Source organism: Belnapia moabensis DSM 16746 (genome assembly GCF_000745835.1).
In the GTDB taxonomy this organism is placed as follows: Bacteria; Pseudomonadota; Alphaproteobacteria; order Acetobacterales; family Acetobacteraceae; genus Belnapia; species Belnapia moabensis.
The window spans coordinates 42722-55043 of record NZ_JQKB01000017.1 but is presented as its reverse complement, the minus strand read 5'-3'; the positions used below and the strand labels follow the sequence as shown (position 1 = coordinate 55043).

The 12322-nt window shown below is 69.4% G+C and carries 12 protein-coding genes; 1 reads left to right on the top strand and 11 read right to left on the bottom strand.

Annotation, left to right across the window (positions count from 1 at the left end; all coding sequences use genetic code 11):
• Positions 1-11 precede the first annotated feature (11 nt).
• The 9 genes from metK to EP26_RS13290 form a co-directional block, all read right to left on the bottom strand.
• Positions 12-1202 (bottom strand): methionine adenosyltransferase, encoded by a 1191-nt coding sequence (gene metK / locus EP26_RS13330; protein WP_043339107.1) that lies wholly within the window; start codon positions 1200-1202, stop codon positions 12-14.
• A 146-nt stretch (positions 1203-1348) separates the two neighbouring features.
• Entirely contained in the window at positions 1349-2089 is a 741-nt protein-coding gene (dapB, locus tag EP26_RS13325; protein ID WP_043339106.1) for a 4-hydroxy-tetrahydrodipicolinate reductase, read from the bottom strand.
• Positions 2090-2134: 45 nt separating this feature from the next.
• The gene (locus EP26_RS13320; RefSeq protein WP_211259439.1) at positions 2135-2533 is read right to left on the bottom strand and encodes a PRC-barrel domain-containing protein; all 399 of its coding nucleotides are present in this window, start codon (positions 2531-2533) and stop codon (positions 2135-2137) included.
• A 178-nt stretch (positions 2534-2711) separates the two neighbouring features.
• Positions 2712-3863, bottom strand: coding sequence for a molecular chaperone DnaJ (gene dnaJ / locus EP26_RS13315; protein WP_043339105.1), 1152 nt, complete (start codon positions 3861-3863; stop codon positions 2712-2714).
• A gap of 123 nt (positions 3864-3986) precedes the next feature.
• Positions 3987-5915, bottom strand: a complete 1929-nt coding sequence (dnaK, locus tag EP26_RS13310) for a molecular chaperone DnaK (RefSeq protein WP_043339103.1) — start codon at positions 5913-5915, stop codon at positions 3987-3989.
• Between the two features lie 210 nt (positions 5916-6125).
• Entirely contained in the window at positions 6126-6731 is a 606-nt protein-coding gene (locus EP26_RS13305) for a nucleotide exchange factor GrpE (RefSeq protein ID WP_043339102.1), read from the bottom strand.
• A gap of 80 nt (positions 6732-6811) precedes the next feature.
• On the bottom strand, positions 6812-7288 hold the full coding sequence (locus EP26_RS13300; RefSeq protein WP_043339101.1) for an RES family NAD+ phosphorylase: 477 nt from the start codon (positions 7286-7288) through the stop codon (positions 6812-6814).
• A complete protein-coding gene (gene parS, locus EP26_RS13295) occupies positions 7285-7740 on the bottom strand; it encodes a type II RES/Xre toxin-antitoxin system antitoxin (RefSeq protein WP_211259438.1) in 456 nt (151 codons plus the stop codon). Before parS ends, EP26_RS13300 begins: the two co-directional genes overlap by 4 nt.
• 47 nt (positions 7741-7787) lie before the next feature.
• On the bottom strand, positions 7788-8417 hold the full coding sequence (locus EP26_RS13290; RefSeq protein WP_043339099.1) for a glutathione S-transferase family protein: 630 nt from the start codon (positions 8415-8417) through the stop codon (positions 7788-7790).
• A 269-nt stretch (positions 8418-8686) separates the two neighbouring features.
• Here EP26_RS13290 and EP26_RS36805 point away from each other — a divergent pair, with 269 nt between their 5' ends.
• Positions 8687-10456: a nucleoside hydrolase-like domain-containing protein gene (locus EP26_RS36805; RefSeq protein WP_052389134.1), complete on the top strand. Its 1770-nt coding sequence runs from the start codon at positions 8687-8689 to the stop codon at positions 10454-10456.
• Between the two features lie 33 nt (positions 10457-10489).
• Here the strand turns inward: EP26_RS36805 and EP26_RS13280 are convergent, their stop codons facing one another.
• Entirely contained in the window at positions 10490-11443 is a 954-nt protein-coding gene (locus EP26_RS13280) for a tripartite tricarboxylate transporter substrate binding protein (protein WP_043339098.1), read from the bottom strand.
• 74 nt (positions 11444-11517) lie between these two features.
• On the bottom strand, positions 11518-12186 hold the full coding sequence (locus EP26_RS13275) for an alpha/beta hydrolase (protein WP_043339097.1): 669 nt from the start codon (positions 12184-12186) through the stop codon (positions 11518-11520).
• Positions 12187-12322 lie beyond the last annotated feature (136 nt).

The window sequence follows — 12322 nt, the reverse complement described above, 5'->3', positions numbered from 1 at the left end:
GTGGCGAGGGTTCAGCGGCCGAAGGCGCGCTTCAGCTCCGGCGCCAGGATGTCCGTGCGCTCCCAGGTGAAGGTGTCCTTCGCTTGGTTGGGCGTGCGGCCGAAATGGCCGTAGGCGCTGCTGGGGACATAGATCGGGCGGTTCAGGCGCAGCATCTCGCGGATGCCGCGGGGGGAGAGGTTCACCATCTCCTGCACCACGCTCGCCAGCTTCACCTCGTCCACGTCATGCCCGGTGCCGTGTAGGTCGAAATAGACCGAGAGCGGCTTGGAGACGCCGATGGCGTAGGAGACCTGGATGGTGCAGCGATCCGCGAGGCCGGCCGCGACCACGTTCTTCGCCACGTAGCGGGCTGCATAGGCGGCCGAGCGGTCCACCTTGGTCGGGTCCTTGCCGCTGAAGGCGCCGCCGCCATGCGGGGCCGCGCCGCCATAGGTGTCGACGATGATCTTGCGGCCGGTGAGGCCGGCATCGCCGTCCGGGCCGCCGATGACGAACTTGCCGGTTGGGTTCACGTAGAACTCGGCCTCGGGCACCTCCCAGCCGGCGGGGAGGACGTCACGCACGATCGGGCGCAGCAGCTCCTTGATCTCGGCCTGCTCCATGCCCTCGTCATGCTGGGTCGAGATGACGACGCAGGTGACGCCGACCGGCTTGCTGTCGACGTAGCGCAGCGTGACCTGGGACTTGGCGTCCGGTTGCAGGCCGCGGGCGCGCTTGTCGCCGGCATGGCGGTACTCGGCCATCTTGCGCAGGATGTTGTGCGCGAAGGTGAGCGGGGCGGGCATCAGCTCCGGCGTCTCGTTCGTCGCGTAGCCGAACATGATGCCCTGGTCGCCGGCGCCCTCGTCCTTGTTGCCGGCTGCGTCGACGCCGACGGCGATGTCGGCGGACTGGGCATGCAGGTGGCATTCGAAGGCGGCGTTGCGCCAGGAGAAGCCTTCCTGGTCGTAGCCGATATCCTTCACCGCGGCGCGGACCAGCTCCTCGAGCAGGGCCGGGGTGACGCTGTCGGGGCCGCGGGTCTCGCCGGCGAGGACGATGCGGTTGGTGGTGACCAGCGTCTCGCAGGCCACGCGGGCATAGGGGTCAGCCGAGAGGAAGGCGTCGAGCACCGTGTCGGAGATCCGGTCGGCAACCTTGTCGGGGTGGCCTTCGGACACGGATTCGGAGGTGAAGAGGTATTCGCCCTTGTCGCGCATGGCTTGGTTCGGCCTCTTGTCGCGGGTAACGGTCCGGCAGACCCCGGCCTGGCTGACCCCGATCGGGGCGCGCGTGTGTCGCAGGCGGGGGGCGGGGGGTCAAGCGGAAGGGGCGCGTTTCACAACACGGCTTGTTTCGACACCGTTCAGGCCATGCCGAGGACGTGCCTCATGTCGTAGAGGCCGGGGGCGCGGCCCTTGAGCCAGAGCGCGGCGCGGACGGCGCCCGTGGCATAGGCGCGGCGGTCGAAGCTGCGATGGGTGAGGACGATCTGCTCGGCGCCCGCGGCGAAGATCAGGCTGTGCTCGCCAACGACCTGGCCGCCGCGGAGTGCGGCGAAGCCGATGGTGCCGGTGCCCCGCGCGCCGCAATGGCCGTCGCGGCCGCTTTCGGTGCCGGCCTCCTCCAGCGTGGTGCCGCGGCCGCGGGCGACGGCGCGGCCGAGAGCGATGGCGGTGCCGGAGGGGGCGTCCACCTTCTGGCGGTGATGCATCTCGAGGATCTCGGCATCGTATTGCGCGGCGGGCAGGGCGGCGGCCATGCGTTCGGCCATGGCGAGGACGAGATTCACCCCGGTGGCGAAATTGGCGGCGTAGACGATGGGGATGCTGCGCGCGGCCTCGGCGAGGGCGGTTTCCTGTGCCGTTGACAGGCCGGAGGAGCCGAGGACGAGGGGGACGCCGGCGGCGACGGCCGCGGCGGCATGGGCCTCCGCGGTGGCGGCGTTAGTGAAGTCGATGACGACGTCGCTGGCGGCGAAGAGCGGCGCGGCGGGTTCGTCACGGCGGAGGCCGCCGGAGAGGGTGGCGCCGGCGGCGGCGACTTCCTCGGTGAGGAGACGCCCCATGCGGCCGGTGATGCCGGCGATGCCGATACGGATGGACATCGGGCGACTGTGGACGGGCGGCGGGCGCCCGTCCAGATGGTCAGATCACGGGATTTCGGCCCAGTAGGGGCGGACGCCGTAGTAGTCGGAAACGCGCTGGCCCCATTGGCGGTCGGCCCAGTCGACCTCGTCCGTCGCGGCGTAGCTCGGGGCGCCTTCCAGCTGGTCGCGGTCGAGATCGACCACATAGCCGCCGAGATCGACGTCGTAGCGGAGCATGGACCAGGGGAGGGGGTGGTAACGCTCGCCGATGCCGAGGAAGCCGCCGAAGGCCATCACCGCATAGGCGACGCGGCCGGAGCGCTTGTCGAGCATCACGTCCTCGACGGTGCCGAGCCGCTCGGCGCGCCGGTTGAAGACCGGGGTGCCGCCGACCTTCGCGGCGGCGATGAGCTGCGCGGTCTCTTCGATCGCAACACCAGGGGCCACGGGGCTGGTGGCCATCGGCATCTCCTGTCTCAGGGAAAGGGGGGGGCGGGCGGCGGTGCGCTGGGACCAGTGCGCACCGCCACCTGCCTGGACCGCCGATTGGGGGGAAGTGCGGCGGTCGGGGTGTACAACGTGGCGAATCGGCGCGGGTTCCCGCAGCCGAATCATTCTTCAGGCGCCAATCACGGCAGCGTTATCTTGCCAATCCGTCCCAGAAATCCTTCACCTTGGCGAAGAATCCCTCGCTCTCGGGGCTGGTGCGGCCGCCCTTGGCGGCCTCGGCCTCGAATTCCTCCAGCAATTCGCGCTGGCGCTTGCTGAGGTTCTGCGGCGTCTCGACCGAGACCTGGACATACATGTCGCCCCGCGCGGCGCTGCGCAGGACGGAGAAGCCCTTGGAGCGCAGGCGGAACTGGTCGCCCGCCTGGGTGCCGGCCGGGATGGTAACGCGGGCGCGGCCGCCATCGATCACCGGCACCTCCACCGCGCCGCCGAGCGCCGCCTGCGTCATCCGCAAGGGCACGCGGACGAAGATGTTGGCGCCGTCCCGCTGGAAAATCGGGTGCTGGCGGATGCCGATATCGACATAGAGGTCGCCCGCAGGCGCCCCGCGCAGCCCGGCCTCGCCCTCGCCCGCAAGGCGGATGCGGGTGCCGTCCTCCACGCCCGCCGGGATGGAGACGCTGAGGTTGCGGTCGCGCTGCACCCGGCCGGCGCCCTGGCAGACCTTGCAGGGGTTCTTGATGATCTTGCCCTGGCCGCTGCAGGTGGGGCAGGTGCGCTCGATCAGGAAGAAGCCCTGCTGGGCGCGTACCTTGCCGGCGCCCTGGCAGGTGGGGCAGGTCTGGGCCGCGGTGGAGCCGGCCTCGGCGCCGGTCCCGTTGCAGGCCTCGCAGGAGATGCTGCTGGGGACGCGCACCGTGGACTTGGTGCCGGCGAAGGCCTCCTCGAGGCTGATCTCGACCGTGGTGCGGAGGTCGGCGCCGCGGCCGGAGGCCTGGCGCTGCCGGCCACGGCCGCCCCCGCCGCCGAAGCGGCCGAACATCTCCTCGAAGATATCCTCGAAGCCGGCGCCGAAGGGGTTGCCCCCGCCCCCGCCGCCGCCCGGGCCGCCGCCGCCCTCGAAGGCGGCATGGCCGAAGCGGTCATAGGCCGCGCGCTTCTCGGCATCCTTCAGGACGTCATAGGCCTCGTTCAGCTCCTTGAACTTGGCCTCGGCATCCTTGTCACCCTGATTGCGGTCAGGGTGATAGGCCATCGCCAGCTTGCGATAGGCCTTCTTGAGCTCGTCCTCGCTCGCCTCGCGCGAGACGCCGAGCACTTCGTAAAAATCCCGCTTCGCCATGGCCGGGGCGACATCCCCTGAGGAAGGTGCAGCGAAAAGGGCCCGGAGGAGCATGTCCCCGGGCCCGAACTCCGACAGGCCCGGCCCCGAGGGATGTCCCTTTGGGCCGGGTGCGAGTCCGGCTTAGCCGGACTTCTTCTTGGTGGGGTCGACTTCCTCGAAATCGGCATCCACCACCTTGTCGGGGCCACCGCCCGGGCCACCGGCGCCCGGCTGGGCGCCGCCGGCCTGCTGCTGCTCGGCCGCCTGCTGCGCCTTGTAGAGCGCCTCGCCGACCTTCATCGTCGCCTGGGACAGCGCCTCGGAGGCGGAGCGGATGGCCTCCAGCTCGCCGCCCTCGAGGGCGGTGCGGGCCGTGGCGATCGCGGACTCGACCTCGCCCTTCTCGGCCGGGCCGACCTTGTCGCCGTTCTCCTTCAGCGTCTTGTCGGCGCTGTGGATCAGGGCTTCCAGGTTGTTCCGGGCCTCGACACCCTCGCGGCGCTTCTTGTCGGCTTCGGCATTGGCCTCGGCGTCCTTCACCATCCGCTCGATATCGGTGTCCGACAGGCCGGAGCGGGCCTGGATCTTGATCTGCTGCTCCTTGCCGGTCGCCTTGTCCTTCGCGCTGACGGAGACGATGCCGTTGGCGTCGATGTCGAAGGCGACCTCGATCTGCGGCACGCCGCGCGGCGCCGGCGGGATGCCCTGCAGGTCGAAGTTGCCGAGCAGCTTGTTGTCGGCCGCCATCTCCCGCTCGCCCTGGAAGACCTTAATCGTCACGGCGGTCTGGTTGTCGTCGGCCGTCGAGAAGACCTGGGACTTCTTGGTCGGGATGGTGGTGTTGCGGTCGATCAGCCGGGTGAACACGCCGCCCAGCGTCTCGATGCCGAGGCTCAGCGGGGTCACGTCGAGTAGCAGGACGTCCTTCACCTCGCCCTTCAGCACGCCGCCCTGGATGGCGGCGCCGATGGCGACGACCTCGTCCGGGTTGACGTTGCGGGCGGGCTCCTTGCCGAAGAACTGCTTCACGGCGTCGATGACCTTGGGCATGCGGGTCATGCCGCCGACCAGGATCACCTCGTCGATCTCGCCGGCGGTGAGGCCGGCATCCTTCAGCGCCTGCTTGCAAGGCTCCATGGTGCGGGCGATGAGGTCATCGACCAGCGCCTCGAGCTTCGAGCGGGTGAGCGTCATCACCAGGTGCTTCGGCCCGGAGGCGTCGGCGGTGATGAAGGGCAGGTTCACCTCGGTCTGCTTGGCGGAGGACAGCTCGATCTTCGCCTTCTCGGCGGCCTCCTTCAGGCGCTGCAGGGCGAGCTTGTCGCCGCGCAGGTCGATGCCCTGCTCCTTGCGGAACTCATCGGCCAGGTAGTCGATGACGCGGGCATCGAAGTCCTCGCCGCCGAGGAAGGTGTCGCCGTTGGTGGACTTCACCTCGAAGACGCCGTCGCCGATCTCGAGGATGGAGACGTCGAAGGTGCCGCCGCCGAGGTCGTAGACCGCGATGGTGCCGCCCTTCTTCTGGTCCATGCCATAGGCGAGCGCGGCCGCCGTCGGCTCGTTGATGATGCGCAGCACCTCGAGCCCGGCGATGGCGCCGGCTTCCTTGGTGGCCTGCCGCTGGGCGTCGTTGAAGTAGGCGGGGACGGTGATGACGGCCTGCGTCACCTTCTCGCCGAGATAGGCCTCGGCCGTCTCCTTCATCTTGCCGAGAATGTTCGCGCTGATCTGCTGCGGCGCGTATTTCTGGCCCTCGACCTCGACCCAGGCATCGCCGTTGTCGGCGCGCGCGATCTTGTAGGGGACGAGGTTGATGTCCTTGTTGACGATCGGGTCGTCGAAGCGGCGGCCGATCAGGCGCTTCACCGCGTAGAGCGTGTTGTTCGGGTTGGTCACCGCCTGGCGCTTGGCGCTCTGGCCGACCAGCCGCTCACCGTTCTTGGCGAAGGCAACCATGGACGGCGTCGTGCGCGCGCCCTCGGCGTTCTCGATGACCCGCGTTTCCTTGCCTTCCATGATGGCGACGCAGGAATTGGTGGTCCCGAGGTCGATGCCGATAACCTTGCTCATCCGTGCTTCTCCTTTGCGGCGGGCGAGGGCGGCCCTGACATGGCACCGCACCCGTCCCCTTGAACTGACCCTGCCCGAGAACCCCACACACAGGTCTGGGGCGCGGGCGATCTTCGGATGGGAATATTGCCGGAATGCTTCCGGCGACGCTCCCGATGTATGGCCCGGCCAGAGGCAGAACAAGTCCCCTGGCCGGCCTTTGGCTAAATTTTAGGCGGCCGAGGCGCTGGCGGAGCCGCCTGCCGCGACGACGACCATGGCGGGCTTCAGCAGGCGGCCGTTCAGCGTCCAGGCCGGGGTCCAGGCCTGGATGACGGTGCCGGGGGCGACACCCTCGGGCGCCGGCTGCTCGGCCATCGCCTGGTGCAGCGCCGGGTCGAAGGGCTGGCCCTGCGCTTCCTGGCGCTGGATGCCGTGGCGCTCCAGCATGCCGATGAAGCTGCGCTCGACGCCTTCGAAGCCCTCGCGGAGCTTGGCCAGCAGCGGGTCCTCGCCGTCGCGCGGGGCGGGGAGCGCCTCGAGGCCGCGGCGGAGGTTCTGGGCGGCTTCGACTACGTCGCCAGCGAATTTCTGGATGGCGTAGTTGCGGGCGTCGGCCACCTCGCGCTGGGTGCGGGCGCGAAGGTTCTGCGTCTCCGCCTCGGCGCGCATCCAGCGGTCGCGGAACTGGGCGACCTCAGCCTCCAGCGCGGCGATGCGCTCGGCGAAGCTGTTCGGCGGGGACTGGTCGGGGCTGGCCTCGGCTTCGGTGGCCTGGGCCGTGGCTTGCGTATCCGCCGGCGCGGTGCCCGGCGGCAGGTCGGTTGGATCGCTCATGCCTGTCTTTACGAAATGGGGGAAACCGTCGGGCGTCAGGTAGTCGCTGCGAGGGGCGAGGGCAACCGGGTTCGGGCGGTTTAGGCGAGGCGGGCGTCGTAGAGCCAGCGGCGGATCTTGCGGGCGGCGATGCCGCGGCTCGCCGGATGCTGCGGGTTGATGAGGATGTTCCGCTCCTCCGGCACGATGACGGAGGGGAGGATCAGCAGGGCGGAGCGGCCGGCGCGGAGCCATTGCGTGCCGAAGGCGATGCTGGCGCGGCCGGCGGGTTCCGCGTCCCAGCCGACCGGGAGGGTGGCGGGCGTCTCCTGCTGCGCGGCGGTCCAGAGCGCCTCGGGGATGGCGAGCTCGACCAGGTAGCGGTTGAGCGGCAGGCCGCCGGCATTCAGGTGGACGACCGTCTCCAGGCAGGCGAGGGCACGGCTTTCCGAGGCATAGAGCATGGGAAGGCCGCGCTCGTTCCAGCGGCCGCCGGTCTGCTTCGCGCCGGTGCCGGTGAGGTCATCGGCCTCGTAATCCGGCGTGTCGGTGGCGATGCGCCAGGCGGTCAGGCTCACGCATAGGCCCCGCCCTGCATCTGGGCGAGGGCGGTGGAGACGAGGGCCTGGCCCTCCATCGTGTCCATCAGGTCGATCGGGCGCTGGCCGCCGAGGGCGGGCAGCGGCGCCTGCAGCCAGCGGGACATCCAGGCGGTGGCGTCGAAGCCCTCCGGGTTGCCGGAGGCCTGGATCATCGCCTCCAGCTGGCCGACCAGCTTCGCCATGCCGAGCACGCGCTCGCTCTCGCCGGGGGAGAGGGTCTGGTCCTGCTTCGCCTTCTTGTTGACCGTCGCCGGCGACAGGCGCAGCGCCTTGAGGGCGGCGCCCTGGCCGATGGCGAGGTCGGCGAAGATGCGCTTGGCCTCGCTGGCCGGGAGGCCGAGCTTGATCATCGCGATCCGCTCGACAGCGGAGGCCTGGTAGAGGCGGAGATAGTGGGACAGGCCGGCCGGGATGGCATGGGCGCTCATGAGGTCTGCTCCTTTGAGCATATCAAGTGCTCAAAGGAGCAGGAAGGTCAAGGGGCGTAGGCGTAAGCGCCGCCGCGTTCCAGCGCCCGGCGATAGGCGGGGCGGGCCTGGAGCCTGTGGAGGAGGCCGAGGAGCGCGGGGCGGGAGGCGTCCAGCCCGCCGCGGGCGGTGGCGACCTCGAGCGGGAAGCTCATCATCACGTCAGCGGCGGTGAAGTCGGGGCCGGCGAAGTAGCCCTCCTTCGCTACCTCCGCCTCGAGGTAATCGAGCAGCGCCGCGATATTAGCCTCGATGCGGTTGAGGACGGGGGCAGCGGCCTCGCCGACCCGCGTCAGGTAAAGCTTCAGCAGCAAAGGCGTCATCGCCGAGCCCTCGGCGAAATGCAGCCAGTAGCGCAGGCGTCGATGGGCCGGCGTGCCGGGCGGCGGGGCGAGCCGGCCGGCGCCGTGGCGTTCGAGGACGTATTCGACGATGGCGCCGGTCTCGGCGAGCGTCCCGCCGTCCTCGACCAGGACGGGGGACTTGCCGAGCGGGTGGATGGCGCGGAGTTCGGGTGGCGCGAGCATGGTCTGTGGGTCCCGCTCGTAGCGGATGACCTCGTAGGGCAGGCCAAGCTCCTCCAGCAGCCAGAGGATGCGCTGGGAGCGGGAGTTGTTCAGGTGATGCACCTGGATCATCGCGGACCTCCGGGTTGGACAGCCGCAGTCTGGACGAGGCGGGGCCCTATGGGCAGGGCTTGCCGGAGCGGCCGTGCCAACCTGTCGGTGCTATCAACCGTAAATATATTTTATCCCATTAATATTCGCTTAACGCGAATGACAGACAGGACATGCGACTCACGCGATCGCGAAGTCAGACCTCCATGAGCCGCCCCGCGGCCTGTCCCTGTCCGACCCGGATGGCGGCCGGGTCGGACGGGCCGGCAGGCAGAAGGCAAGAGTGTCCCATGGCTCTCCCGAGGCTGTTCATCTCGACCGACATGCAGATGATCACCGGCATCAACAACATCGACGGGGACAAGGACGACGTCCAATCCCTCGTCCATGCGCTGATGTACCAGGACAAATTCGACATCGTCGGCATCGCCTCCAGCGTCTCGCGCTGGCAGCCCGGCAAGAACGATGCGTCCTTCATCCACCACGTCATCGACAAATACGCCGCCAACCAGGACGAGCTCGCGCGGCATGGCAGCGGCTTCAAGACGGCGGCCGAGCTGCACGGCATCACCTACCAGGGCACCAAGACGGTCGCGGGCGCGAGCGGCATCGTGGCGCAGACCGACGCCTCCCGCGCCATCGTGCGCGAGGCGCGCGAGGCCGCCGCGGCGGGCACCGACCTTTATGTCGCCACCTGGGGCGGGGTCGGCGACGTGGCGCGGGCGCTGTATGACGCGCCGGACATCGCGGACAACATCCGTCTGCTCTCGGTGGCCGGCCAGGTACAGGAGCCGAACGCGCACAAGTACCTCAAGACGAATTTCGCTGGCAAAGGCGATCTCTGGTGGATCGACGAGGCCAGCACGCATTTCGGGGTCTATGCCCTTCCCGACAACCGCTATCCGACCGGCAATAGCTGGGCCGCCAACAACGCGAAGGGGCATGGCGCGCTCGGCGACCTGTTCTACCAGAACACGATCGACATCCGCGGCACGTCGGGCGACCTGAACCTGACGAAGATGGGTGACTCGGCCACCATCCTCTACCTGATCGACACCGCCAGCAACAATGACGACCCGACGGCCGAAAGCTGGGGCGGCGAGTACCGCAAGGCCGGCAACCAGTATTGGGTGGACCGCACCGACCAGGGCTTCAACTTCGCCGAGAGCGGCGGGGCGCGGACGGTCTACGAGGACCGGGCTGCTTGGCAGAGCGATTTCGCCAAGCGCTTCGACTGGCTGACATCCTCTTCGCCGGCGCCGGTGCCGACACCCGGGCCGGCGCCCGGCGGCGGGGTGGTGAAGACCGTCGGCAGCGGCAGCGACGCGCTGCTGCTGAAGATCAGCCAGGACGCCTGGAACGGCAGCGCGCAATACACCGTCAAGGTCGACGGCAAGCAGATCGGCGGCGTGATGACGGCGAGCGCCTCCCATGCGTCGGGGCAGGATGACGTCATCACCATCAAGGGCGACTGGAGCGCGGGCAACCACAAGGTCACCGTCACCTTCCTCAACGATGCCTGGGGCGGCAGCGCCGGCGCCGACCGCAACCTGCATGTCGATGGCGTCAGCTACAACGGCAAGGCGCTCGCCCAGGGGACGGCCTTCCTCAACAAGAATGGCGCGGCGGATTTCGCCTTCACCGATACCGGCGGCGCGGCGTCCGGCGGGATGGTGAAGACCGTCGGCAGCGGCAGCGACGCGCTGGTGCTGAAGATCAGCCAGGATGCCTGGAACGGCAGCGCGCAATACACCGTCAAGGTCGATGGCAAGCAGATCGGCGGCACGCTGACCGCGAGCGCCTCCCATGCGTCGGGGCAGGATGACGTCATCACCGTGCGGGGCGACTGGAGCACCGGCTCGCACAAGGTCACGGTCACCTTCCTCAACGATGCCTATGGCGGTGTCGCGGGGACCGACCGCAACCTGCATGTCGACGGCATCAGCTACAACGGCACCGAGCTGGCCCGTGATACGGCGCTGCTGAACCGGAACGGGGCGGCGGATTTCGCCTTCACCGATACCGGCAGCGCGGCGATGGCGGACCTGCTCTTCGCCTGAGCGGGCGGGGAGGGGCGGGCGGCTCCTCCCCCGCTACTCCCGCCAGGGATGGGTGGACCAGAGGGCCTGGTACCTGGCGCGGAGCGCGGTGAGTTCGGCGAGGTAGGCTTCCGGGCCGAGGAAGCGGAGCGGCAGGGCCTGCTGAATGGCGCTCATCTGGAATTCCGGGTCCTGCACCACGCGGTCCACCGCGAGGGACAGGCGCTGCAGCACGGCGGGCGGCAGGCCGGCGGGGGCGGCGAGGCCGCGCATCGAGCCCTCGACCACATCGAAGCCGGCCTCGCGGAAGGTCGGGATCTCGGGCGCCACCTCGGTGCGGCGCTCGCCCATCTGGGCCAGCATGCGGAGCAGGCCCTGGCGGCTTTCCTGCACGCCCTCGGCGACATTCATCGAGGCGAGCTCGATGGTCTTGCCGATCAGCGCCTGCTTCACCTGGGCGCTGCCGGCATAGGGGATGTGGAGCAGGCGGATGCCGGCCTGGCGCTCGAAGGCGAGGACGGCCAGGTGGTCGTCGGAGCCGATGCCGGTGCTGCCGTAGCTGATGGTCTCGGGCCGGGCGCGGGCGGCGGCGATGAGGTCGGCGAGGCTGCGGTAGGGGCTGTCGGTCAGGACGTAGAAGGCGCCCGGGTCGTCCACGATGTTGGCGATGGGGGTGAAGTCCTCCAGCCGGAACCGGGTGCGGCGCTCGATCGGCAGGGTGACGATGTGGGGGGTGTTGATGAAGCCGATGGTGAGGCCATCCGGCTTCGCCCGCGCCAGCTCGCCGAAGCCGATCTCGCCGCCGGCGCCGGGGCGGTTGTTGACGACGACGGGCTGGCCGAGGTCACGCTCGAGGAAGCGGGCGATGGTGCGGGCCGCGGCATCGGTGCCGCCGCCGGGGGCGAAGGCGACGATCATGGCGAGCGGACGGTCAGGCCAGTCGGCGGCCCGGGCCGGGCGGGCGAGGAGCAGGGTCGGGGCGGCCAGGAGGTGACGGCGTTGCAGCATCGGTGTTCCCCGAATTGGCGAAGGCCGGCGAGTGTCCCCGCCGGCCCTCGGTCCTGCAACCGTCGATACGCCGGTCAGTCGGCGGCGAGCGCCATCCGGCTGCGGTTCATCCGGCTGTTCACATGGTCTTCCGACATGTCGACCACCCGCTCGGTCTCCTCGGGGGTGAAGACATGGCCGGCGCCGGGCATCACGCGGTAGTCGATGGTGATGCCGCGCTGGGTGTTCAGCTTGTCGACCAGCTTCTTCACCGAGGACTCCGGCACCAGCTCGTCCGCCGCGCCGTGCAGGATGAGGCCGTTGCACGGGCAGGGGGCGAGGAAGCCGAAGTCGTAGTGGCTGGCGGGCGCGCTTATGGAGACGAAGCCGCCCATCTCCGGCCGGCGCATCAGCAGCTGCATGCCGACATAGGCGCCGAAGGAGTAGCCGGCGACCCAGAGGCTGTGCGAGTTCGGGTTCACCGCCTGGAGGAAGTCGAGCGCGGAAGCGGCGTCGGAGATCTCGCCGATGCCGCCGTCATACCTGCCCTGGCTGCGGCCGACCCCGCGGAAGTTGAAGCGCAGAGTCGAGAAGCCCATGGCCTGGAAGCGCTGGTAGAGCGCGTAGATCACCCGGTTGTTCATCGTCCCGCCATGCAGCGGGTGCGGGTGCAGGAGCAGCGCGACGGGCGCGTTGGGCTGCTTCGAGTGGTGGTAGCGGCCTTCGAGCCGGCCGTCTGGGCCGGCGAACATGACCTCAGGCATCGTCCCGTGGGTCCAATTCCGGTTGTGCCCTGCGCGTCTGGGCTGCCGACGGGGGATTTTCCCGACCCGCCGACAGGCCAAGCGCGCATGGACGCTTGGTGGGGAAGTCCTTGCTGGCCTGACCAGGCCAGTTACC